The organism is Streptomyces sp. NPDC001056 (genome assembly GCF_053598955.1).
Map to the genome: position 1 here is coordinate 97,441 of NZ_JBSFLI010000025.1, position 23,069 is coordinate 120,509.

Annotated in this window: 18 protein-coding genes; 11 read left to right on the forward strand and 7 right to left on the reverse strand. The window is 71.8% G+C overall.

All coding sequences use genetic code 11. The features are described 5' to 3' along the window. Positions 1 to 40: 40 nt before the first annotated feature. Genes ACWDD7_RS26670 through ACWDD7_RS26680 form a run of 3 tightly spaced genes read right to left on the reverse strand, consistent with a single transcriptional unit; the run spans position 41 to position 1,563 of the window. On the reverse strand, positions 41 to 334 hold the full coding sequence (locus tag ACWDD7_RS26670; RefSeq protein ID WP_450459247.1) for a hypothetical protein: 294 nt from the start codon (positions 332 to 334) through the stop codon (positions 41 to 43). A gap of 31 nt (positions 335 to 365) precedes the next feature. Next, positions 366 to 635, reverse strand: coding sequence for a hypothetical protein (locus ACWDD7_RS26675; RefSeq protein ID WP_450459248.1), 270 nt, complete (start codon positions 633 to 635; stop codon positions 366 to 368). Between the two features lie 31 nt (positions 636 to 666). Beyond that, positions 667 to 1,563 carry a hypothetical protein gene (locus tag ACWDD7_RS26680; protein WP_450459249.1) on the reverse strand — a complete coding sequence of 299 codons (897 nt, stop codon included), beginning with the start codon at positions 1,561 to 1,563 and terminating at the stop codon, positions 667 to 669. Between the two features lie 190 nt (positions 1,564 to 1,753). Between ACWDD7_RS26680 and recD2 the strand changes: the two genes are divergently transcribed. Both recD2 and ACWDD7_RS26690 read left to right on the forward strand, forming a co-directional pair. After that, positions 1,754 to 4,030 carry an SF1B family DNA helicase RecD2 gene (gene recD2 / locus ACWDD7_RS26685; RefSeq protein ID WP_450459250.1) on the forward strand — a complete coding sequence of 759 codons (2,277 nt, stop codon included), beginning with the start codon at positions 1,754 to 1,756 and terminating at the stop codon, positions 4,028 to 4,030. A gap of 178 nt (positions 4,031 to 4,208) precedes the next feature. Next, positions 4,209 to 5,498, forward strand: coding sequence for a citrate synthase (locus tag ACWDD7_RS26690; RefSeq protein WP_351870307.1), 1,290 nt, complete (start codon positions 4,209 to 4,211; stop codon positions 5,496 to 5,498). 510 nt (positions 5,499 to 6,008) lie between these two features. Here ACWDD7_RS26690 and ACWDD7_RS26695 read toward each other — a convergent pair. The 3 genes from ACWDD7_RS26695 to ACWDD7_RS26705 form a co-directional block, all read right to left on the reverse strand. Next, positions 6,009 to 8,264 carry a heavy metal translocating P-type ATPase gene (locus tag ACWDD7_RS26695; RefSeq protein WP_450459252.1) on the reverse strand — a complete coding sequence of 752 codons (2,256 nt, stop codon included), beginning with the start codon at positions 8,262 to 8,264 and terminating at the stop codon, positions 6,009 to 6,011. Between the two features lie 86 nt (positions 8,265 to 8,350). Next, a complete protein-coding gene (locus ACWDD7_RS26700) occupies positions 8,351 to 8,590 on the reverse strand; it encodes a heavy-metal-associated domain-containing protein (RefSeq protein WP_351870301.1) in 240 nt (79 codons plus the stop codon). A gap of 73 nt (positions 8,591 to 8,663) precedes the next feature. Then, positions 8,664 to 9,608: a PrsW family glutamic-type intramembrane protease gene (locus ACWDD7_RS26705; RefSeq protein WP_450459253.1), complete on the reverse strand. Its 945-nt coding sequence runs from the start codon at positions 9,606 to 9,608 to the stop codon at positions 8,664 to 8,666. Between the two features lie 174 nt (positions 9,609 to 9,782). Here ACWDD7_RS26705 and ACWDD7_RS26710 point away from each other — a divergent pair, with 174 nt between their 5' ends. Beyond that, a complete protein-coding gene (locus ACWDD7_RS26710; RefSeq protein ID WP_450459254.1) occupies positions 9,783 to 10,826 on the forward strand; it encodes a zinc-dependent alcohol dehydrogenase family protein in 1,044 nt (347 codons plus the stop codon). A gap of 22 nt (positions 10,827 to 10,848) precedes the next feature. Here the strand turns inward: ACWDD7_RS26710 and ACWDD7_RS26715 are convergent, their stop codons facing one another. Continuing rightward, entirely contained in the window at positions 10,849 to 11,049 is a 201-nt protein-coding gene (locus ACWDD7_RS26715; RefSeq protein WP_085564809.1) for a helix-turn-helix transcriptional regulator, read from the reverse strand. Positions 11,050 to 11,429: 380 nt separating this feature from the next. Between ACWDD7_RS26715 and iolC the strand changes: the two genes are divergently transcribed. The 8 genes from iolC to ACWDD7_RS26755 all read left to right on the forward strand — a co-directional run bounded on the left by iolC (position 11,430) and on the right by ACWDD7_RS26755 (position 22,979). Next, positions 11,430 to 12,380, forward strand: coding sequence for a 5-dehydro-2-deoxygluconokinase (iolC, locus tag ACWDD7_RS26720; protein ID WP_450459255.1), 951 nt, complete (start codon positions 11,430 to 11,432; stop codon positions 12,378 to 12,380). Beyond that, positions 12,377 to 13,294, forward strand: a complete 918-nt coding sequence (locus ACWDD7_RS26725; protein ID WP_450459256.1) for a Cgl0159 family (beta/alpha)8-fold protein — start codon at positions 12,377 to 12,379, stop codon at positions 13,292 to 13,294. The genes iolC and ACWDD7_RS26725 overlap by 4 nt, the downstream gene beginning before the upstream one ends. A 7-nt stretch (positions 13,295 to 13,301) precedes the next feature. Beyond that, the gene (gene iolB / locus ACWDD7_RS26730) at positions 13,302 to 14,126 is read left to right on the forward strand and encodes a 5-deoxy-glucuronate isomerase (protein WP_392215798.1); all 825 of its coding nucleotides are present in this window, start codon (positions 13,302 to 13,304) and stop codon (positions 14,124 to 14,126) included. After that, positions 14,123 to 15,991: a 3D-(3,5/4)-trihydroxycyclohexane-1,2-dione acylhydrolase (decyclizing) gene (iolD, locus tag ACWDD7_RS26735; protein ID WP_450459257.1), complete on the forward strand. Its 1,869-nt coding sequence runs from the start codon at positions 14,123 to 14,125 to the stop codon at positions 15,989 to 15,991. Before iolB ends, iolD begins: the two co-directional genes overlap by 4 nt. Before the next feature lie 16 nt (positions 15,992 to 16,007). After that, complete coding sequence (gene mmsA / locus ACWDD7_RS26740; protein WP_392215796.1) at positions 16,008 to 17,510, forward strand: CoA-acylating methylmalonate-semialdehyde dehydrogenase; 1,503 nt, start codon at positions 16,008 to 16,010, stop codon at positions 17,508 to 17,510. Positions 17,511 to 17,907: 397 nt separating this feature from the next. Continuing rightward, the gene (locus tag ACWDD7_RS26745) at positions 17,908 to 19,308 is read left to right on the forward strand and encodes an APC family permease (RefSeq protein ID WP_450459258.1); all 1,401 of its coding nucleotides are present in this window, start codon (positions 17,908 to 17,910) and stop codon (positions 19,306 to 19,308) included. A 171-nt stretch (positions 19,309 to 19,479) separates the two neighbouring features. Continuing rightward, on the forward strand, positions 19,480 to 22,131 hold the full coding sequence (locus tag ACWDD7_RS26750) for an alpha/beta fold hydrolase (protein ID WP_450459259.1): 2,652 nt from the start codon (positions 19,480 to 19,482) through the stop codon (positions 22,129 to 22,131). Beyond that, positions 22,128 to 22,979, forward strand: coding sequence for an ABC transporter permease (locus tag ACWDD7_RS26755; RefSeq protein ID WP_351870276.1), 852 nt, complete (start codon positions 22,128 to 22,130; stop codon positions 22,977 to 22,979). Before ACWDD7_RS26750 ends, ACWDD7_RS26755 begins: the two co-directional genes overlap by 4 nt. The last annotated feature ends 90 nt before the right edge of the window (positions 22,980 to 23,069 follow it).

Here is a 23,069-nt window from a genome sequence, read left to right on the forward strand (position 1 = left end):
AGGGGTGCGGCCCCCCGAGGGGCGAGCGACCCGACGGGGCTCACTCCTCGCCGAACACCTCGTGGGCGTCGGTCGCGTGTACGGCCCGCTCGGCCCAGGTCTCCAGCCGGTCCGGGTCGGTGCAGGTCTCGATGCGTGCGCGGGTGGCGTCGGGGACGGGGATGCGGCGCCATTCGAGGAGGCGGAGGACCATCCGCCGGGAGACCTCGATGCGCCCCTCTTCCCGGCCTTCTTGGCGCAATTTCTCGCGTACCTCCTTGCGGCCCTCTTCCCGCCCCTCTTCCCGTACCTGTTCGGCCAGGGGGTGGCGCCAGAAGTACTGGATTCGTCCCACTTGCGTCACCCCCGGTCTTCGGTGCGCCGGTTCACTGGCCGGTGAACAGCTCGTGGGCGTCCGTCGCGTGCACGGCCCGCTCGGCCCAGGTCTCCAGCTGGTCGAGGTCGGTGCAGGTCTCGATGCGTTCGCGGGCGGTGTCGGGGACGGGGATGCGGCGCCATTCGAGGAGGCGGAGGACCATCCGCCGGGAGACCTCGATGCGCCCCTCTTCCCGGCCTTCTTGGCGCCCCTCTTCCCGCCCCTCTTCCCGTACCTGTTCGGCCAGGGGGTGGCGCCAGAAGTACTGGATTCGTCCCACTTGCGTCACCCCCGGTCTTCGGTGCGCCGGTTCACTGGCCGGTGAACAGCTCGTGGGCGTCCGTCGCGTGCACGGCCCGCTCGGCCCAGGTCTCCAGCTGGTCGAGGTCGGTGCAGGTCTCGATGCGTGCACGGGCGGTGTCGGGGACGGGGATGCGGCGCCATTCGAGGAGGTGGAAGACCATACGCCGGGAGGTCTCGATGCGCCCCTCTTCGCGGCCTTCTTCGCGTCCCTCCTCCCGTACCTGTTCGGCCAGGGGGTGGCGCCAGAAGTACTGGACCGTCTTCATCAAGTCCCTCCACATCTGCTTCGCCTGGGGGTTGGTCAGGCAGGAGTCGACGAACTGCGCGTAGACCGCGGCGGTGTCGTAGTCGATGGTCTTCAGGGCGGCTACCAGAGATTCCAGTATGGCCGGAGTCTGCGGTCCACGTCCGTGTGTCATGGCCGAGAGGACCGCGAGGGACGGGTCCCGGCCGGCCCGGTCCGCGTCGGTGATCATCGGCACGTTGTCCGGCCCCAGCACCAACGGACGCACCGTCATCGAGTGCCAGTCGCGGAACCCGAACCGGATGGGCCGCGATGCCCACTTGGCGGTCGTACTGCTCTGCGTGATCACGATCAGCACCGGTTCGCAGCGGTACTTCTCGTACAAGTAGGCGAGGTAGTAAGGCCAACTGCCCCGTTTCCGGTCGTCCACCTTCCCCTGTGACTCCACCACCAGCAGATACGTGCCCTCGTCCGTCTCCGCCCGCATCAGCGTGTCCACTCGCCGCTCGACCGGTTCGATCTCGGTGAGGTCCACGTTCAGCGCCGCGATCTCCCGCGGCTTGGGGAACGGCACGTGCAGCACCCGCTGCAACGCCTGCGTCAACAAGGTCGGATCCTTCTGGAAGATCCTGTGCAACGCCTCGTGCGACGAGCCGACCATCGACACTCCCTCCTGTCGTACGACGTGATCAACGAGCCGGATCGCCAGAGGTTGCATATGCAGGAGGAAAATGACGTTCGTGGTGGTGCCGCGACCGCCCGGTGCTGTTCCGCTTCGGCGGTGAGCCCATCGACGCACCCGCCCCCCACCGGCCTCCACCCCTGTCACACCTCACCGCTACCGTCGACCCATGGCTCAACAGGCGGGGACCCACACCGGCGAGCGGCGGACGGCCGTGTTGGAAGGTGTGCTGGAGCGGATCACGTACGCCAACGAGGAGAACGGGTACACCGTTGCCCGGGTCGACACCGGGAGAGGCGGCGGGGAGCTGGTCACCGTCGTCGGGGCGCTGCTCGGTGCCCAGGTCGGGGAGTCCCTGCGGATGGAGGGGCGGTGGGGGACGCATCCCCAGCACGGGAAGCAGTTCCAGGTCGAGAACTACTCGACCGTCCTGCCCGCCACCGTTCAGGGCATGCGGCGTTACCTCGGCTCGGGACTCGTCAAAGGGATCGGACCCGTCTTCGCCGACCGGATCACGCGGCACTTCGGCATGGACACCCTCCGCGTCATCGAGGAGGAGCCCAAGCGGCTGATCGAGGTCCCGGGGCTCGGGCCCAAGCGGACGAAGAAGATCGCCGAGGCGTGGGAGGAGCAGAAGGCGATCAAGGAGGTCATGCTCTTCCTGCAGACCGTCGAGGTGTCCACCTCCATCGCCGTGCGGATCTACAAGAAGTACGGGGACGCGTCGATCGACGTGGTCAGGAAGAACCCCTACCGGCTCGCCGCCGACGTCTGGGGCATCGGCTTCCTCACCGCGGACAAGATCGCCCAGTCCGTCGGCATCCCCCACGACAGCCCCGAGCGCGTCAAGGCCGGCCTCCAGTACGCCCTCTCCCAGTCCGCCGACCAGGGCAACTGCTACCTGCCCGAGGAACGGCTCATCGCCGACGCCGTCAAACTCCTCCAGGTCGACACCGGACTCGTCATCGAGTGCCTCGCCGAGCTGTCCCGGGAGGGAGAAGGGGGAGAGGAGCCAGGGGTCGTACGAGAGAAGGTCCCGGGGCCCGCCGGCGGGGAGCAAGACGTCACCGCCGTCTACCTGGTCCCCTTCCACCGCGCCGAGATCTCCCTCTCCTCCCAGCTGCTCCGCCTCCTGCGCACCGACCAGGACCGCATGCCCGGCTTCCGGGACGTGGACTGGGACAAGGCCCTCGGCTGGCTCCGGCAGCGCACCGGCGCCGACCTCGCCCCCGAGCAGGAAGCCGCCGTCAGGCTCGCGCTCACCCGGAAGGTCGCCGTGCTCACCGGCGGCCCCGGCTGCGGCAAGTCGTTCACCGTCCGGTCCATCGTGGAGCTGGCCCGCGCCAGACGGGCCAAGGTGCTGCTCGCCGCGCCGACCGGCCGCGCCGCCAAGCGGCTGGCCGAGCTGACCGGGACCGAGGCGTCCACCGTGCACCGGCTGCTGGAGCTGAAGCCGGGGGGAGACGCGGCGTACGACCGGGAGCGGCCGCTCGACGCCGACCTCGTCGTCGTGGACGAGGCGTCCATGCTGGACCTGCTCCTCGCCAACAAGCTGGTGAAGGCCGTACCGCCCGGGGCGCACCTGCTCTTCGTCGGGGACGTCGACCAGCTGCCCAGCGTCGGCGCGGGGGAGGTGCTCCGAGACCTCCTCGCCGAGAACAGCCCCATCCCCGCCGTCCGCCTCACCCGCGTCTTCCGCCAGGCCCAGCAGTCCGGCGTCGTCACCAACGCGCACCGGATCAACGCGGGGCAGCACCCGCTCACCGACGGCCTCAAGGACTTCTTCCTCTTCGTGGAGGACGACACGGAGGCGGCGGGGCGGCTCACCGTGGACGTGGCGGCGCGGCGGATCCCGGCCAGGTTCGGGCTCGACCCGCGGCGCGACGTGCAGGTGCTCGCGCCGATGCACCGGGGGCCGGCGGGCGCGGGAGCGCTCAACGGGCTGCTCCAGCAGGCCATCACCCCCGCCCGCCCCGACGTGCCCGAGAAGCGGTTCGGCGGGCGGGTCTTCCGTGTCGGCGACAAGGTGACCCAGATTCGCAACAATTACGAGAAAGGGAAGAACGGGGTCTTCAACGGCACCGTGGGCGTCGTCACCGCGCTCGACCCGGTCGACCAGCGGCTGACGGTGCTGACGGACGAGGACGAGGAGGTTCCGTATGAATACGACGAACTGGACGAACTCGCCCATGCGTACGCGGTGACCATCCATCGTTCACAGGGAAGTGAATATCCCGCCGTGGTGATTCCCGTCACCACGGGAGCATGGATGATGTTGCAGCGGAACCTGCTGTACACGGCCGTGACGCGGGCCAAGAGGCTGGTCGTCCTCGTCGGGTCGCGCCGCGCGATCGGGCAGGCGGTGCGCACCGTGTCCGCCGGACGGCGGTGTACGGCCCTGGACTTCCGGCTCCTCCCGAAAAATGATCGATCAAATGAGTCGTGAAGGTCACAGAGCACTTCCAGATGCCTCTCCGAGGGGGCAGGATAGGCAGGCTGACGGCACTGAGTGCCGTCAATAGGCCCAATGGTCGACCCCGAGTGCACTCTCCTGAGCCAAATGGGGGATGGTAGAGACAGTCAGGGCACCTCGAAGATGAGGCACTACGTCGGTGAGGGAAGACGTGAGCGACAACTCTGTAGTACTGCGGTACGGCGACGGCGAGTACACCTACCCGGTGGTCGACAGCACCGTCGGCGACAAGGGCTTCGACATCGGGAAGCTGCGCACCCAGACCGGGCTGGTGACCCTCGACAGCGGGTACGGCAACACGGCCGCCTACAAATCCGCGGTCACCTACCTCGACGGCGAGGGGGGCATCCTCCGCTACCGCGGCTACCCCATCGAGCAGCTGGCCGAGCGCTCCACCTTCCTGGAGGTGGCGTACCTGCTGATCAACGGCGAGCTGCCCACCGTGGACGAGCTGACGACGTTCAAGGGCGACATCACGCGGCACACGCTGCTGCACGAGGACGTCAAGAACTTCTACAAGGGCTTCCCGCGCGACGCCCACCCGATGGCCATGCTGTCCTCGGTCGTCTCGGCGCTGTCCACCTTCTACCAGGACAGCCACAACCCGTTCGACGAGAAGCAGCGCAACCTCTCCACGATCCGGCTGCTCGCCAAGCTGCCGACGATCGCGGCGTACGCGTACAAGAAGTCGATCGGCCACCCGTTCGTCTACCCGCGCAACGACCTCGGCTACGTCGAGAACTTCCTGCGCATGACCTTCTCGGTCCCGGCCGACGAGTACGAGCTGGACCCGGTCGTCGTCTCCGCGCTGGACAAGCTGCTGATCCTGCACGCCGACCACGAGCAGAACTGTTCGACCTCCACGGTCCGCCTCGTCGGCTCCTCGCAGGCCAACATGTTCGCGTCGATCTCGGCCGGCATCTCGGCGCTGTGGGGCCCGCTGCACGGCGGCGCCAACCAGTCCGTCCTGGAGATGCTGGAGGGCATCAAGCAGAGCGGCGGCGACGTCGACACCTTCATCCGCAAGGTGAAGAACAAGGAGGACGGCGTCCGCCTGATGGGCTTCGGCCACCGGGTCTACAAGAACTTCGACCCGCGCGCCAAGATCATCAAGGCCGCCGCGCACGACGTCCTCTCGGCCCTCGGCAAGTCCGACGAGCTGCTGGACATCGCGCTCAAGCTGGAGGAGCACGCGCTCTCCGACGACTACTTCGTCTCGCGCAGCCTCTACCCGAACGTCGACTTCTACACCGGTCTGATCTACCGGGCCATGGGCTTCCCGACCGAGATGTTCACGGTCCTGTTCGCCCTCGGCCGCCTGCCGGGCTGGATCGCCCAGTGGACCGAGATGATCAAGGAGCCGGGTTCCCGCATCGGCCGCCCGCGCCAGATCTACACGGGCGTGGTCCAGCGCGACTTCGTGCCGGTCGAGGCCCGCTGAGCCCGAGACGCGCCGCCTGAGACGAGGCGAAGAAGAAGGCGCCCTGGGTCGCCGGTCCCCCCACGGGCCGACGACCAGGGCGCCTTCCCATGTCCCGGTGCGGATTCCCCCCACGGGATCCGGCCGGGCGCTCGGAGAGGACAGCGCCTGAATCGCTGTCGATGTGCGGTCTGCCGGGACAGGCACGCCGGGAGGGCCGCTCAAAGCTTCCCGGTGTACGTGCCCCGGCAACGCATCTCCGGGGAAGTCCCCCAAGACATCCCCAGACGTCGGGTCAGCGCCCCCCAAGACGCCGATCCGACATCGCCAACTTAGACCTTCGAACCCCTTCGATGGTTACGTTCACACCACTGTGATCTGCGTCTCTTGCATATGTCCCTTTAATGCGCAAGGGCCCCGATGCGGTGAACGGGGCCCTTGCGTAAGGATGATGCGCGAGCCTTGTGAAGAGCTTATGTGAGGCTCGCGCCCGTCTCTAGGGGGACTTTGGTCCCGAATTCGGCGGGACCTTCAGCGGAACCGGCGCAGCCGCAGGCTGTTGGTCACCACGAACACCGAGGAGAACGCCATCGCGGCGCCCGCGATCATCGGGTTCAGCAGCCCCGCGGCGGCCAGCGGCAGCGCGGCCACGTTGTAGCCGAACGCCCACACGAGATTGCCCTTGATGGTGGCCAGCGTCCGCCGGGACAGCCGGATGGCGTCCGCGGCGGTCCGCAGGTCTCCGCGGACCAGCGTCAGATCGCCAGCCTCGATCGCCGCGTCCGTACCGGTGCCCATCGCGAGGCCCAGGTCGGCGGTCGCGAGGGCGGCCGCGTCGTTGACCCCGTCGCCGACCATGGCCACCGCGCGCCCCTCGCCCTGGAGGCGTCGTACGACGTCCACCTTGTCCTCGGGCAGCACCTCGGCGTACACGTGCTCGGCGTCGATGCCGACGGCCTCGGCGACCGACTCGGCGACCGTCCGGTTGTCCCCGGTGAGCAGCACCGGCGTCAGCCCGAGGGCGCGCAGCTCGCGGATCGCCTCGGCGCTGGTCTCCTTGACCGCGTCGGCGACCGCGAGGACCCCGCGGGCCCGCCCGTCCCAGCCCGCCAGGACGGCCGTACGGCCCTCGCGCTCGGCCTGGCGGGCCGCGCGGGCCAGCCCCTCGGGAACGTCGTCGTACAGACGCCCCACGGCCACCTCGCGCCCGTCCACGCGCCCGCGCACGCCCCGCCCGGGGACGTTCTCGAAGTGCTCGACCGCCGGAAGCGCGCCGGTGCGCTCCTCGGCGCCGGCCGCGATGGCGCGGGCGACGGGGTGCTCGGAGGCGTGCTCCAGGGCGCCCGCGAGGCGCAGCAGCTCCTTCTCGTCCTCGCCGTCGGCGGTGTACACCGCCTGGAGGGTCATCCGGCCGGTGGTGACGGTGCCGGTCTTGTCCAGGACGACGGTGTCGACGCGGCGCGTGGACTCCAGGACCTCGGGGCCCTTGATCAGGATGCCGAGCTGGGCGCCGCGCCCGGTGCCGACCATCAGCGCGGTCGGCGTGGCGAGGCCCAGCGCGCAGGGGCAGGCGATGATCAGCACGGCGACGGCGGCGGTGAACGCGGAGACCGCGTCCCCGGTGACGCCGAGCCAGACGCCGAAGGTGGCGAGCGCGATCAGGATGACCACGGGCACGAACACGGCGGAGACGCGGTCGGCGAGCCGCTGCACCTCGGCCTTGCCGTTCTGCGCGTCCTCGACCAGCCTGGCCATGCGCGCGAGCTGGGTGTCCGCGCCGACCCGGGTGGCCTCCACGACGAGCCGCCCGCCCGCGTTGACCGTGGCCCCGGTGACCTTGTCGCCGGGGCCGACGTCCACCGGCACCGACTCGCCGGTCAGCATGGAGGCGTCGACCGCGGAGATGCCCTCGACCACGGTGCCGTCGGTGGCGACCTTCTCGCCGGGCCGTACGACGAACCGGTCGCCGACCGCGAGGGAGGAGACGGGCACGCGCACCTCGCGGCTGTCCCGCAGCACCGCCACGTCCTTGGCCCCCAGCTCCAGCAGGGCCTTCAGGGCCGCTCCCGCGCGCCGCTTGGAGCGGGCCTCCAGGTAGCGGCCGAGCAGGATCAGCGCGACGACGCCGGAGGCGACCTCCAGGTAGATGGTGGAGGCGCCGTCCATGCGGGAGACGGTGAGGCGGAACTCGTCGTGCATGCCGGTCATCCCGGCGTGGCCGAAGAACAGCGCCCACAGCGACCAGCCGAACGCGGCCAGCGTGCCGACCGAGACCAGGGTGTCCATGGTGGCCGCGCCGTGCCGGGCGTTGGTCCAGGCGGCGCGGTGGAAGGGCGCGCCCCCCCAGACGACGACGGGCGCGGCGAGGGTGAGGGAGAGCCACTGCCAGTTGTCGAACTGGAGGGCCGGGATCATCGCGAGCAGCACGACGGGGGCGGCGAGCAGCGCGGAGACGAGCAGCCGGTGACGCAGGGCGCCGAGTTCGGGGTCCTGACCGGCGGACTCCGGGGCCGCGGCCTCGGGTTCGGGCCGCGGCGGGGCGGGTTCCTCGGCGGTGTACCCGGTCTTGACGACGGTGGCGATCAGGTCGGCGACCTCGACGCCCGCGCCGTAGCTGACCTTCGCCTTCTCGGTGGCGAAGTTGACGGTGGCGCTGACGCCGTCCATCCGGTTGAGCTTCTTCTCCACGCGGGCCGCGCAGGAGGCGCAGGTCATCCCGCCGATGAGCAGTTCGACCTCGGACGTCGTACCGGGGGTTATGGCTGTCTCTGCGATGGTGCTGGTCATGTCCGGACTCCAGACATCGGACCGGGGCGCGCGGAGCCAGTATCAGCTGGTCGGCGCGGCCGGTCGGGGCTGTGGAAGGGCGGTGCTCAGGCCTTGCCGGCCAGCTCGAAGCCGGCCTCGTCCACGGCGGCGCGGACGGCCTCGTCGTCCAGCGGGGCCGTGGAGACGACGGTCACCTCGCCGCTCGACGCGACGGCCTTCACCGAGGTGACGCCGGGGAGCTGGGAGATCTCGCCGGAGACGGATCCCTCGCAGTGGCCGCAGCTCATGCCGGTCACCTGGTAGACGGTGGTGACGGAGGCCGAAGTGTCGGTCTGGGCGCTCATGTCGTTCTCCTCGTCGTGGCTGTGGGGCCGGTGGTGTTCCCGATGCTTCCCCCACTCTCCTCAGAGTATACCCCTAGGGGGTATTTTTCCAAGGCGGATTCCGTCGGGCGAGTGACAGCGCCCAGGTGAGACCGGCCAGCGCGACGAGGGCGGGGCCGAGGGTCGCGACCAGGGTGAGCAGATGCTGCTGCGAGGCGCTCGGCTGGGGCGGGTACCCCGGCGCGAACAGTCCGGGCTCCAGGCCCCGGCCGGTGAGCCGTACGACCAGCCAGGGCGCGATGCCCCGCGCCGTGTCCGCGAGGGCGTGCAGCAGGGCGGCGCCCACGCAGGCGGCGACCACCGGCGGGGCGTACCGGAAACGCCCGTCCGGGCGCCGCAGCGCGAGCAGCACACCGCCCCCGATCGCGGTCCACAGACCCTGTCCGAAGGGGGCGAGCAGCCCGCGCGCCAGCTCCGTCTCCAGCTGCCCCCAGAGGTCGGGGGCAAAGAGGGCGGCGTCGAGGGCGTGGCCGGTGCTCTCCAGCGCCGCGAAGCCGACGCCGACGGCCGCGCCGAGCACCAGTCCGGCCCGCATGCCGTGCACGGCCGGCTGCCGGCGCAGCGCGAACGCCAGCGCGCCCAGCTTGGCCACCTCCTCGACCAGGGCGGTGGTCAGGAACCGGCCGGGGGAGGGGTGCGGCACGTCCGACGCGGCGAGCGAGGCGCCGAGCACGCCGAGCGCGCCGCCCGCGAGGAAGCAGCCGAGGACCGCGCTGACACCGAGGTCCCGGCCGTGCCGCTCGTACGCCCACAGCACGAAGACCACCGGCACCAGGAAGCCGCCGAGCAGGACGGGCGTCGGCAGCGCGGCCGTGCTGCGGGTCACGACGGCCAGCACCGCGGCCGGCGCCCACACCGCGAGCCCGCCGCCCAGGCAGCGCTTCCACAGGCCCGCGCCGATGCGGGGGTACGGCGGTGGGGGCTGCTGCGGGTGGGGGATGCGGGCCTTGGGCGTGCCGGACGGCGGGGGGTGGCTCACGTGGGTCGTCCCCTCGGGCTGCGGGCAAGAGCGGATCACCGGTGACGCACCGGGTGTTCACCGGGGTGATTCCTCCGCACCTTAGGCAGATGTCCCGTTCCGTCGCCGTCCTCGTGCGCCGTACGCGTGATGGCCCGACGGTCACGGCCCGAGGCGACGTGAAAAGGTGACCGCATGAGAGCGGTGCTGTTCGAGGAGTTCGGGAAGCCGGCCGAGGTACGGAACGTGCCCGACCCGACGCCCGCGGAGCACGGGGTCGTGGTCCGGGTCGAGGCGACCGGGCTGTGCCGCAGCGACTGGCACGGCTGGATGGGCCACGACTCCGACATCGTGCTGCCGCACGTGCCCGGACACGAACTCGCCGGTGTGATCGAGGCGGTGGGCGCCCGGGTGACCGGCTGGCGGCCCGGCGACCGGGTCACCGTGCCGTTCGTGTGCGCCTGCGGCGGCTGCCCGGCCTGCGCGGCGGGCGACCAGCAGGTGTGCGAACGGCAGACCCAGCCCGGCTTCAGCCACTGGGGCTCCTTCGCCGAGTACGTCGCCCTCGACCACGCCGACGTCAACCTCGTGGCGATCCCGGAGGGCATGGCGTACGGCACCGCGGCGGGCCTCGGCTGCCGCTTCGCCACCGCCTTCCGTGCCGTGGTGCAGCAGGGACGGGCCGCGGCCGGGGAGTGGGTCGCGGTGCACGGCTGCGGCGGGGTCGGCCTGTCCGCGGTGATGATCGCGGCGGCGGCCGGGGCGCGGGTGGTCGCCGTCGACATCTCGCCGGGGGCGCTGGAACTGGCGCGGACGTTCGGGGCGGCGCACTGCCTGGACGCGCGTGCGGTGCCCGACACGGCCGCGGCGGTCCGGGAACTGACCGGCGGCGGTGCCCATCTCTCGCTGGACGCGCTCGGTTCGCCCGTCACGTGCGCCGCGTCCGTCACCTCCCTGCGCCGCCGCGGCCGGCACGTCCAGGTCGGACTGCTGCCCTCGGCCGACGGCACGACCCCGGTGCCGATGGCCCGCGCGATCGCGCTGGAACTCGAACTCCTGGGCAGCCACGGCATGGCCGCCCACACCTATCCCGGCATGCTGGAACTGGTCCGCTCCGGCGTCCTGCGCCCCGACCTCCTGGTGACGTCCACGATCCCGCTCGACGCGGCCCCGGCGGCCCTCGCGGAGATGGGGAAGGCGCCGGGGGCCGGGGTGACGGTCGTCGAGCCGTGGGCGTAACGGCCCCGCGGGCGGCGGGACTTCAGTCGGGGCGTCGCCCGCGGCTGCTCGGCCGGGCGGCGACCCAGGCGCGGACGGTGTCCGCGTACCAGTAGGGCTTGCCGCCCTCCACATGGTCCGGTGGGGGCAGCAACCCGTGTTTGCGGTACGACCGCACGGTGTCCGGCTGCACCTTGATGTGCGCCGCGATCTCCTTGTACGACCAGAGCCTGCGGTCGGTCATGAGCTGCACCTCCCTGCGCGCGCCGCGGCGGCGGCCGGGGACGGCCGTCGGGGGAGCCGGGCGCTGTGCTGGCGATCACCAAGCCTGCGCCCGGACAACGACGCACCGTGACCAACGGTCAGCCCCTGTCGTCCGGGTGTGACGCAGCGCCCGCGTACGCGCGACATGCGTGACAGAAGTGAGTTCTTTGTGACACGCCTGCGGCAAAGCGCTCCGCGGGTGCGGGTGTGACCGGCGTCGGGGTGGGGCATGGGCCGGCCGTCGCGCCGCCTCCGCCCCGCCCGCCCTCGTCCACCCCATCGTCCGAATGTCCGGACAAAATATTGACAGCGATCGTGGGCAGGACTACAAAGCCGGGGAGGCGTGATGAAGGGGAGTCGATGGGGTACGACCTGATCACCATGGGGCGGATCGGAGTGGATCTGTATCCGTTGCAGGCCGGGGTTCCGCTCGCGCGGGTGACGACCTTCGGGAAGTTCCTCGGGGGGTCGGCGACCAACGTCGCAGTGGCGGCGGCCCGGCTCGGACGTGCCGCCGCCGTGATCACTCGTACCGGTGAGGACCCGTTCGGGGCATACCTGCGCGACGCGTTGCGCGCGTTCGGCGTCGACGACCGCTGGGTCACCTCCGTGCCCGGGCTCCCGACCCCCGTCACCTTCTGCGAGGTCTTTCCGCCCGACGACTTCCCGCTGTACTTCTACCGGCAGCCCAAGGCCCCCGACCTGGAGATCGAGGCCGGCGAGCTGAACCTCGACGCGATCCGCGCGGCCCGGGTCTTCTGGGTGACCGGCACCGGGCTCAGCGAGGAGCCGAGCCGTACCGCGACCCTCACCGCCCTCGCCCACCGGGACAGGGCCGGCACCACCGTCTTCGACCTCGACTGGCGCCCGGTGTTCTGGCGCGACCCGGACACCGCCCGCCCCTTCTACGCCGAGGCCCTGCGCCACACCACCGTCGCCGTCGGCAACCTGGACGAGGTGGAGATCGCCACGGGGGTGCGCGAACCCCACGCCGCCGCACGGGCGTTGCTGGACGCGGGCGTGCGACTCGCCGTGGTGAAACAGGGTCCCAGGGGCGTCCTCGCGGTCAGTGCCGAAGGCGAGTCCGTCGAGGTGCCCCCGCTCCCCGTCGCCGTCCTCAACGGACTCGGCGCGGGCGACGCGTTCGGCGGCTCCCTGTGCCACGGGCTGCTGGCCGGCTGGGACCTGGAGACCACCATGCGCCACGCCAACGCGGCCGGCGCCATCGTCGCCTCCCGCCTGGAGTGCTCCTCGGCGATGCCCACCCCGGACGAGGTGGCCGCCGTACTCGCCGCCGGAGCCGTACGGTGAGCACCGGCCGTGCCGGCAGCCGCCCCCGCGTCGACGTCGCCGACCTGGTCCGCGTCCGCGCCCGTAACCCCGGGGCCGTCGCCGAAGCCGCCGCCCGCCGCCGGCGCCGCCCGCTGCTGAACGACAACGGCCGGCTGATGATCGTCGCCGCCGACCACCCCGCCCGCGGCGCCCTCGGCGTCGGCGACCGGGCACTCGCCATGGCCAACCGCGCCGACCTCCTCGAACGCCTGTGTCTCGCGCTGTCGCGGCCCGGCGTCGACGGCGTCCTCGCCACCGCCGACATCCTGGACGACCTGCTGCTGCTCGGCGCCCTGGAGCACAAGGTCGTCATGGGCTCGATGAACCGCGGCGGACTCCAGGGCGCCGCCTTCGAGCTGGACGACCGCTTCACCGGCCACCGCCCCGAGGACATCGACCGCCTCGGCTTCGACGCCGGCAAACTGCTGCTGCGCCTCGACTACACCGACCCCGGCTCCCTGGCCACCCTGGAGTCCGCCGCCCGCGCCGTCGACGCCATGGCCGAACGCCGGCTCCCGGTCTTCGTCGAGCCGTTCATCAGCCGCCGCACCCCCGAGGGGGCCCTCGTCAACGACCTCTCCGCCGAGGCCGTCACCCGCGCCATCGCCATCGCCTCGGGCCTCGGCGGCAGTTCGGCCTACACCTGGCTGAAGGTCCCGGTCACCGAGAACCCCGACGACATGGCCGAGGTCATGCAGACCTCCACCCTCCCCGCCGTCCTGCTCGGCGGCGACATAGGCGACTCGCCCGGCGAACAGGCCGCCGCCCACGAGAGGTGGCGCGGCGCGCTCCGACTCCCCACCGTGCGCGGCCTGGTGGCCGGCCGCTCGCTGTTGTACCCGGCGGACGGCGATGTGGCCGCCGCCGTGGACACCGCCGTACGACTGCTGTGAGGGTGGTATGACCAGCACCGACCTGTATCTGCCCCGGGGCACCACCGCGAGTGCCGCGTACGCGCTCGACATCGGTCCGAAGCGCGCCGGGTGGACGTACAGCGGTCTGCGTATCGTCGAGTTGTCCCCCGGTCGTAGCCATACGTTCATCACCGGGGACAGTGAGTGGATCGTGCTTCCGCTGGAAGGCGGATGTACCGTTCGAATCGAGGAAAGCGAGTTCCAACTCCTGGGTCGGGACAGCGTGTTCGCGGGGGCCTCGGACTTCGCGTACGCACCCCGGGACGCCCGGGTCCAGATCGCCTCCGGCGCGGGAGGCCGCTTCGCCCTGGCAGGAGCGAAGTGCGAGCGACGACTCCCCGCCCGCTACGGCCCCGCGCCGGAGGTCCCCGTCGAGCGGCGCGGCAGCGGCACCTGCGCCCGCCAGGTGCGCAACTTCGCCTCCGCCGACGCCTTCGACTGCGACCGGCTCATCGCCGTCGAGGTCCTCACCCCCGGCGGCAACTGGTCCTCGTACCCGCCGCACAAGCACGACGAGCACCGGCCGGGCGAGGAGTGCGTGCTGGAGGAGATCTACTACTTCGAGATCGAGGGCCCGAACGGCCTCGGCTACCAGCGGGTGTTCCCCTCGCGCGCGGGCGGCGCCGACGTGCTCGCCGAGGTCCGCTCCGGCGACGCCGTCCTCGTCCCCGACGGCTGGCACGGCCCGTCCATCGCCCAGCCCGGACACGCCATGTACTACCTGAACGTCATGGCCGGGCCCGGCGGGACGCGGGAGTGGCGGATCCGCTTCCACCCCGACCACACCGAGACCACCGGGGGCTACCGATGACGATCCGGCTGACCGTCGCCCAGGCGCTCGTCCGCTTCCTCGCCGTCCAGTACTCCGAACGCGACGGCGAGCGACGGCGGTTGATCGGCGCCACCTGGGGCATCTTCGGCCACGGCAATGTCGCGGGGATCGGCCAGGCGCTGGTCGAGTACGCGGGCGTGATGCCGTACCACCAGGGCCGCAACGAGCAGTCCATGGTGCACGCGGCCGTCGGCTACGCCCGCCAGTCGGGCCGCCTCGCCACCCACGCGGTGACGACGTCGATCGGCCCCGGTGCCACCAACCTCGTCACCGGCGCCGCCCTCGCCACCGTCAACCACCTCCCCGTCCTCCTCCTCCCCGGCGACGTCTTCGCCACCCGCCCCGCCGACCCGGTGCTCCAGCAGCTGGAGGTGCCGTACGCGGGCGACGTCTCGGTCAACGACACGCTGCGCCCGGTCTCCCGCTACTTCGACCGGATCACCCGCCCGGAGGCGCTGGTCCCGGCCGCCCTGCGGGCCATGCGGGTGCTCACCGACCCCGTCGAGACCGGCGCCGTCACCCTCGCGCTGCCGCAGGACGTGCAGGCGGAGGCGTACGAGTGGCCCGAGGAGTTCTTCGCCGAGCGGGTGTGGACCGTACGGCGGCCGGGCACGGACCCGGCCGAGCTGGCCCGCGCGGCACGGGCGGTCCGGCAGGCACGCCGCCCCCTCGTCGTCGCGGGCGGCGGCGTCCGCCACAGCCGTGCCGAGGCGGCCCTCGCCGCGTTCGCCTCGGCGACCGGCATCCCCGTCGCCTCCACCCAGGCGGGCAAGGGCTCCCTGCGGTACGACCATCCGCAGGACGTCGGCGGAATCGGCCACACCGGCACCGCGACCGCCGACGAACTGGCGCGCACCGCGGATCTGGTGATCGGCGTCGGCACCCGCTTCACCGACTTCACCACCGCCTCCGGCACCCTCTTCCAACACCCGGACGTGCGCTTCCTCCACCTCAACATCGCGCCGTACGACGCCCACAAACTGGCCGCGCTGCCCCTGGTCGCGGACGCCCGCACCGGCCTGGACGAGCTGACCGGGGCGCTGGCCGCGTACCGGGCGGACGGCGCGTACGTCGACGAGTACACGGAGGGCAAGGCGCGCTGGGAACGGCGCGTGGACGCCTGTTTCGCGGCGGAGCCGACCGCCCGGCCGACGCAGCCGCAGGTCATCGGCGCGCTCGACGCCCTGGTGGACGAGTCGGACATCGTGGTCAACGCGGCCGGGTCGCTCCCCGGCGATCTGCACAAGCTGTGGCGGGCGCGGTCGTCCGACCAGTACCACCTGGAGTACGGCTACTCCTGCATGGGCTACGAGATCCCGGCCGCCCTCGGCGTGAAGCTGGCGGCGCCCGAGCGGAACGTGTGGGCGCTGGTCGGGGACGGCACCTATCTGATGATGCCGACGGAGCTGGTGACCGCCGTGCAGGAGGGCGTCGCGATCAAGGTGCTGCTGGTGCAGAACCACGGGTACGCGTCGATCGGCGGTCTCTCGGAGGCGGTGGGCGGCGAGCGGTTCGGCACCGCGTACCGGTTCAGGAACGAGGAAGGGACGTACAGCGGCGCGCCGCTGCCCGTGGACCTCGCGGCCAACGCCGCCAGCCTGGGCATGCGGGTGCTGCGGGCCGGGACCACCGAGGAACTGCGCGCGGCGCTCGCCGAGGCACGGGCCGCCGACACTCCCACATGTGTCTACGTCGAGACCGAAACGTCCGACACTGTGTCGGGCGCGCCCGAGGCGCAGGCCTGGTGGGATGTTCCTGTGGCCGCGACCGCGACCCGAACGCCCGCGGTCACGGCACGTGAGCAGTACGAACGGCACGTCTCGACCCGACGCCGCCATCTGTGAGAAGGAGTCTCTGGGCATGACGAAGATCGTCAACCACTGGATCGGCGGGAAGACCGTCGAAGGCGCGTCGGGCACGTACGGGCCGGTCACCGACCCGGCGACCGGCGCGGTGACCACCAAGGTCGCGTTCGCGTCGGTCGAGGAGGTGGACGCCGCGGTCGCCGCCGCCAAGGACGCCTTCGCGACCTGGGGCCAGTCCTCGCTCGCGCAGCGCACCACGATCCTCTTCACGTTCCGGGCGCTGCTGGACGCGCACCGCGACGAGATCGCGGAGCTGATCACCGCCGAGCACGGCAAGGTGCACTCCGACGCGCTCGGCGAGGTCGCCCGCGGCCTGGAGATCGTGGACCTGGCCTGTGGCATCACCGTGCAGCTCAAGGGCGAGCTGTCCACCCAGGTCGCGAGCCGGGTGGACGTGGCCTCGATCCGCCAGCCGCTCGGCGTGGTCGCGGGCATCACGCCGTTCAACTTCCCGGCGATGGTCCCGATGTGGATGTTCCCGATGGCCATCGCGACCGGCAACACCTTCGTGCTCAAGCCGAGCGAGAAGGACCCGTCGGCCTCCGTCCGCATCGCCGAGCTGCTGGCCGAGGCCGGGCTCCCGGACGGCGTGTTCAACGTGGTGCACGGCGACAAGGTGGCCGTGGACCGCCTCCTGGAGCACCCGGACGTGCAGGCCGTCTCCTTCGTCGGCTCCACCCCGATCGCCCGCTACATCCACACCACCGCCTCCGCCAACGGCAAGCGCGTGCAGGCCCTGGGCGGCGCCAAGAACCACATGCTGGTGCTGCCGGACGCCGACCTGGACGCGGCGGCCGACGCGGCCGTCTCCGCGGCCTACGGCTCGGCCGGCGAGCGCTGCATGGCGATCTCGGCCGTCGTCGCGGTCGGCTCCGTCGGCGACGAGCTGGTGGCGAAGATCCGCGAGCGCGCCGAGAAGATCAAGATCGGTCCGGGCAACGACCCGACGTCCGAGATGGGCCCGCTGATCACCGCCGCCCACCGCGACAAGGTGGCCTCCTACGTCACCGGCGCGGCCGCCGAGGGCGCCGAGGTGGTCCTCGACGGCACCGGCTACACGGTCGAGGGCCACGAGGACGGTCACTGGATCGGCATCTCGCTGCTCGACAAGGTGCCGACGACCGCCAAGGCGTACCAGGACGAGATCTTCGGTCCGGTGCTGTGCGTGCTGCGCGTGGACACGTACGAGGAGGGCGTGGCGCTGATGAACGCCTCGCCGTTCGGCAACGGCACCGCGATCTTCACCCGGGACGGCGGCGCCGCCCGCCGCTTCCAGCTGGAGATCGAGGCCGGCATGGTCGGCGTCAACGTGCCGATCCCGGTGCCGGTGGGCTACCACTCCTTCGGCGGCTGGAAGGACTCGCTCTTCGGCGACCACCACATCTACGGCAACGACGGCACGCACTTCTACACCCGTGGCAAGGTGATCACCACCCGCTGGCCCGACCCGGCCGACGCCCCCGCCGGCGTGGACCTCGGGTTCCCGCGCAACCACTGACCGTGGGGTAAGGCCGCCGCTCTTCCCTCGTCAGGTCGTCCGGATACCGGACGGCCTGACATTTTTTTGACACCCCGGCTGCGGTTCCCGTTCATACGGATGAAACGGGTGACGAAGGGGTGACGTGAAAGTGACCTTGGAAAGCAAGGTCAGAACACGTACAGGCTTGGTGGATGCATCAATGGGGCCTTGTCGCCTGTGAATCTGATCCACGACAGGAGATGCTCATGGTGCGGATTTCGAAGGTAAACAGCCATTGACGTGGCGGTTTTCGTCGGGGTTCCCTATGGGCGCCAGGGAGCGGACGAGAGACGAACGTACGACGACGAGCCGCCGGAGGCGATAGCGCTCCCGGGCCCCACCCCCCTTTACGCACGAGTCGATCGGATTCCGCCGCATGACCGACACGCTCCGCCCTGCCGAGAGGGGCCTCCCAGAGGCTTCCGGCAGCCCCCAGAAGCTCAAGCGCTCCATCGGAGTCGTCGGCGGCACCCTGCTCACCCTCTCGTGCGTCACGCCCGCCTCCACGCTCTTCGTCATCGTGCCCGACCTGTTCTCCAGCCTGGGCACGGCGACGGCGATCTGTCTGGCCATCGGCGCGCTGCTCTGTATCCCGGTCGCCTTCTGTTACTCGGAGCTGGGCACCCTGATCCCCAGCGCGGGCGGCGAGTACGCCATGGTCTCCACCCTGGCCGGACGGCTGGCCGGCTGGCTGGCCTTCGTGATGTCGCTCCTCGTCGTGATGATCGTCCCCCCGGTCATCGCGATGGGCACCGCCGACTACCTCGCCCCGATCGTCCACCTCGACCCGTCCTGGACCGGCGCGGGCGTGATGATCGCGGCCACCCTCGCGGGCCTGCTCGACCTGCGCGCCAACGCCTGGATCACCGGCATCTTCCTGGTCCTGGAGGTCATCGCGGCCGGCCTCGTCGCCGCGCTCGGCTTCGCCCACGCCCACCGCGGTCTCGGCGCCCTCACCTCCTTCCAGATCGCCGGCGACCACGCCCACGCCGACCCGGTGACGGCGATGATGGTCCTGTCGGGACTCGCCATCGCGCTCTTCGCCACCCAGGGCTTCTCCACCGCCGTCTACCTCTCCGAGGAACTGGAGAACCCGCGCCGCAACGTCGCCCGCACCGTCCTGGCGACCCTGGCCATCTCCAGCGTGGTCATCCTGGTGCCGGTCGCGGCGATCACCCTGGGCGCCGGTGACCTCACGACCCTGACCGGCGGCAACATCAGCGACATGGTCATCGCCTGGAGCAACTCGGCCGTCGGCACCTTCGTCAGCCTCTGCGTCGCCCTGGCGATCATCAACGCCGGCATCGTGATGGTCATCCAGAACTCCCGCGTCCTGTTCGCCTCCGCCCGTGACAAGGCCTGGCCCTCGCCGGTCAACAACGCCCTGTCCAAGCTGGGCCGCTTCGGCTCCCCCTGGGTCGCCACCCTGATCGTGGGCGTCCCCGGCGCGTTCCTCTGCTTCGTCAACCTGGACACGCTCTACGGCGTGACCGGCGTCGCCGTCACCGCGCTCTACCTGCTGGTCGCCGTCGCCTCCCTGCTCGCCCGACGCGGCCACCACAGCACCCGCAAGGCCTGGCGGATGCCGCTGTGGCCCGCCATGCCGGTCCTGCTGATCGCCGTCCTGGTCTACATCCTGGTCGAGCAGGAGGTCTCCTACCTGATCTGGACCGGTGGCATCACCGTCGCCGCCACCCTCTACTGGGCCTTCTACCTCCGCCCGCGCCAGGAGACCCGCTGGCTGGTGTCCCTCCCCGAGGACGCCCAGGACGCCTGAGCCCCTCCCCCTCGCGCGCGGCCCTCGGTACCCCCTCACCTTCGGTACCGGGGGCCGCGCCGTCCTACCGCGGATGAAGTACGGGGCCCGCGGCTCTACTCCCTCGGGAGGGGCCCTGGTTCAGCCCTGAGGGGCCGGGCGGATGTCACCGGCGGCCCGTACCGTTGAGGCATGGATCTTCGTGTGGCCCGGCTGCGAGGGCTGCTCAAGGGGCCGCGGCGGCTGGTGGCCGCCGCGGCCGCCGTCGTGATGCTCGCGGGCGCCGGTACGTGGACGGCCGCGGCCTTTGGCGGACCGCCGTCCGTGCACCGCGCCGACCGGATGATGACCATGCCGGGCGGGGTGCGCCTGGACACCTCGTACTTCACCGCCGGCCCCGCCGGCCGCCGGCCCGCCGTGCTGCTGGCGCACGGCTTCGGCGGCAGCAAGGACGACCTGCGCCGACAGGCCGAGGACCTCGCCCGCGACGGGTACGCGGTCCTGACCTGGTCCGCGCGCGGCTTCGGGACGTCCACCGGCAGGATCGGGCTGAACGATCCGAAGACCGAGGTCGCCGACGTCTCCCGGCTCGTCGACTGGCTGGCGAAGCAGCCCCAGGTGCGGCTCGACAAGCCCGGCGACCCCCGCGTGGGCGTCGCCGGCGGCTCGTACGGCGGCGCGGTCTCCCTGCTCGCCGCCGGGTACGACCACCGGGTGGACGCCATCGCCCCCGCGCTGACCTACTGGAACCTCGCGGACGCCCTGTTCCCGAACGGCGTGTTCAAGAAGCTGTGGGCCGGGGTCTTCCTCGGCGAGGGCGGCGGCTGCGCCCGCTTCGAGCCCGCGCTGTGCCGGATGTACGACCGGGTCGCCACCTCCGGCACCCCGGACGCCGCCGCCCGCGCCCTGCTCCAGGAGCGCTCGCCGTCCGCCGTCGGCTCCCGCATCAAGGTGCCCACCCTGCTGGTGCAGGGCCAGACCGACTCGCTCTTCACACTCGGCCAGGCCGACGCCGCCGAGCACGCCATCAGGGCCAACGGCGCCCCGGTCGACGTCGACTGGGTCGCGGGCGGACACGACGGCGGCGACCTGGAGACCGGCCGCGTCCAGAACCGGGTGCGCGCCTGGTTCGACCGGTACCTGAAGGGCGACCGGAGCACCGACACCGGCCCGGCCTTCCGGGTCACGCGCACCGGAGGCGTCGACTCCACCAACGGCACCGCCCAGTTGCGCGGGGCGAGCGCGAACGCCTACCCGGGCCTGCGCGCCGACCGGCACGACGTGCCCCTGTCCGGCCGGATGCAGCGCATCGCCAACCCGGCCGGCGCCGCCCCGCCCGCCGTCTCCGCGCTGCCCGGCCTCGGCGGTTCGGGCGGTCTGGGCCGGCTGTCCGCGCTCGGCCTCGGCACCGCCCTCGACTTCCCCGGCCAGTACGCCCGCTTCGACTCCGCGCCGCTGACCCGCACCCTCCAGATCACCGGCACCCCGACCGCCCGCGTCCATGTGACCTCGACCAGCGGCGACGCCGTGCTGTTCGGCAAGGTCTACGACGTCGGCCCCGACGGCGGACGGCAGGTGCTGCCCTCCCAGCTCGTCACCCCCTTCCGGGTGACCGGCGCCAAGGCCGGCAAGGACGTCACGATCACCCTCCCGGCGGTCGACCACGAGGTGCAGAAGGGCCACCGGCTCCGCCTGGTCCTCGCCGCCACCGACCTCGGCTACGCCTCACCGGCCGCCCCGGCCACCTACACCGTCACCCTCGACAGCGCCCTCAGCGTGCCGACGGCGCCCGCCGTGACCACCGCCGCGGCCCCACTGCCCGCCTGGGTGTGGTGGCTGCCGCTCGCCGGCGCGGCCGCCGCCCTGGTCCTGCTGCTGACCGCCCGCCGTCGTACGGCCGCCCCCGCGCCCGATCCCGGACTGGCCGACGTCCCCCTGGTCATCAAGGACCTGAGCAAGCGGTACGCCGGGTCCGCCGACCGGTACGCGGTGCGCGAGCTGTCGTACCGCGTGGAGCGAGGCCAGGTGCTCGGTCTGCTGGGGCCCAACGGCGCGGGCAAGACCACCACCCTGCGCATGCTGATGGGCCTGATCACGCCGGACGACGGCGAGATCCGCGTCTTCGGGCACGCGGTCCGCCCCGGCGCCCCGGTGCTGTCCCGGGTCGGCGCCTTCGTGGAGGGCGCGGGCTTCCTGCCGCACCTGTCCGGGCGGGAGAACCTGGAGCTGTACTGGCGGGCCACCGGCCGGCCCGCCGAGGACGCCCACCTGGCACAGGCCCTGGAGATCGCCGGGCTCGGCGACGCGCTGACCCGCGCCGTACGCACGTACTCCCAGGGCATGCGCCAGCGCCTGGCCCTCGCCCAGGCCATGCTCGGCCTGCCCGACCTGCTCATCCTGGACGAGCCCACCAACGGCCTCGACCCGCCCCAGATACGCGAGATGCGCGAGGTGATGATCCGCTACGCGGCCGCCGGGCGCACCGTGATCGTCTCCAGCCATCTCCTCTCCGAGGTGGAGCAGTCCTGCACCCACCTCGTGGTGATGGACCGCGGCCGGCTCGTCCAGGCCGGGCCCGTGCGGGACATCATCGGCTCCGGCGACACCCTGCTCGTCGGCACCGCCGCACCGGTGGAGGAGCCCGTGGTGGAGAAGGTGGCCGCCCTGCCCGGCGTCGCCTCCGCCCTGCGCACCGAGGACGGGCTGCTGGTCCGCCTCGAAGCGGGCGGCACCGCCGAGCGGCTGGTCGTGGAGCTGGTGCGGCTTTCGGTGCCGGTCGCCTCGGTCGGCCCGCACCGCCGCCTGGAGGACGCGTTCCTCACCCTGATCGGAGGTTCCGCATGAGCACGCTCACCGAGGTGGCCTCCGGTTACCGCACCCGGAGCACCCTGCCGCTGCGCGTGGAGCTGGTCCGCCAGCTCAAGCGGCGCCGCACCCTGGTCATGGGCGCGCTCCTCGCCGTCCTGCCGTTCGTGCTGGTGATCGCCTTCGCCGTCGGCCACCCCTCGGGGCGCGACGGCGAGGTCACCCTGATGGACACGGCCACCGCGTCCGGGGCCAACTTCGCCGCGGTCAGCCTGTTCGTCTCGGCCGGTTTCCTGCTGGTCGTGCCGGTCGCCCTGTTCTGCGGGGACACCGTCGCCTCGGAGGCCAACTGGTCCTCGCTGCGTTATCTGCTGGCCGCGCCCGTGCCCCGGGCCCGGCTGCTGTGGTCCAAGCTCGTGGTGGCCCTCGGGCTGAGCCTCGCCGCGATGGTCCTGCTGCCGCTCGTCGCCCTCGCCGTCGGCACCGCCGCCTACGGCTGGGGGCCGCTCCGGATACCCACCGGCGGCGAACTGGACAGCGGCACCGCCGTGCAGCGGCTCGTGGTGGCCGTGGCGTACGTCTTCGTGTCCCAACTGGTCACCGCGGGGCTGGCGTTCTGGCTGTCGACCCGGACGGACGCCCCGCTCGGCGCGGTCGGCGGCGCGGTCGGGCTGACCATCGTCGGCAATGTCCTGGACGCGGTCACCGCCCTCGGCCACTGGCGCGACTTCCTGCCCGCGCACTGGCAGTTCGCCTGGGCCGACGCGCTCCAGCCGCACGCCGAGTGGACCGGCATGATCCAGGGCGCCTCGCTCTCGGTCACCTGCGCCCTCGTGCTGTTCGCCCTGGCCTTCCGGGGGTTCGCCCGCAAGGACATCGTCTCCTAGCTGTTCTGTCCGGGGAGGTTGTGGACGGGTGAGCCAGGTCTCGGCTGAGGGATCTTGAACAGGTGAGGGCCTTCCGGTTCGGTGTGGATT

What these genes read in the sequence shown, in the direction of transcription:
- ACWDD7_RS26680 (WP_450459249.1), bottom strand. Translation starts at nt 1,563, where the DNA reads ATGGTCGGCTCGTCGCACGAGGCGTTGCACAGGATCTTCCAGAAGGAT.
- recD2 (WP_450459250.1), top strand. Translation starts at nt 1,754, where the DNA reads ATGGCTCAACAGGCGGGGACCCACACCGGCGAGCGGCGGACGGCCGTG.
- ACWDD7_RS26695 (WP_450459252.1), bottom strand. Translation starts at nt 8,264, where the DNA reads ATGACCAGCACCATCGCAGAGACAGCCATAACCCCCGGTACGACGTCC.
- ACWDD7_RS26700 (WP_351870301.1), bottom strand. Translation starts at nt 8,590, where the DNA reads ATGAGCGCCCAGACCGACACTTCGGCCTCCGTCACCACCGTCTACCAG.
- ACWDD7_RS26710 (WP_450459254.1), top strand. Translation starts at nt 9,783, where the DNA reads ATGAGAGCGGTGCTGTTCGAGGAGTTCGGGAAGCCGGCCGAGGTACGG.
- ACWDD7_RS26715 (WP_085564809.1), bottom strand. Translation starts at nt 11,049, where the DNA reads ATGACCGACCGCAGGCTCTGGTCGTACAAGGAGATCGCGGCGCACATC.
- iolC (WP_450459255.1), top strand. Translation starts at nt 11,430, where the DNA reads ATGGGGTACGACCTGATCACCATGGGGCGGATCGGAGTGGATCTGTAT.
- iolB (WP_392215798.1), top strand. Translation starts at nt 13,302, where the DNA reads ATGACCAGCACCGACCTGTATCTGCCCCGGGGCACCACCGCGAGTGCC.
- iolD (WP_450459257.1), top strand. Translation starts at nt 14,123, where the DNA reads ATGACGATCCGGCTGACCGTCGCCCAGGCGCTCGTCCGCTTCCTCGCC.
- mmsA (WP_392215796.1), top strand. Translation starts at nt 16,008, where the DNA reads ATGACGAAGATCGTCAACCACTGGATCGGCGGGAAGACCGTCGAAGGC.
- ACWDD7_RS26745 (WP_450459258.1), top strand. Translation starts at nt 17,908, where the DNA reads ATGACCGACACGCTCCGCCCTGCCGAGAGGGGCCTCCCAGAGGCTTCC.
- ACWDD7_RS26750 (WP_450459259.1), top strand. Translation starts at nt 19,480, where the DNA reads ATGGATCTTCGTGTGGCCCGGCTGCGAGGGCTGCTCAAGGGGCCGCGG.
- ACWDD7_RS26755 (WP_351870276.1), top strand. Translation starts at nt 22,128, where the DNA reads ATGAGCACGCTCACCGAGGTGGCCTCCGGTTACCGCACCCGGAGCACC.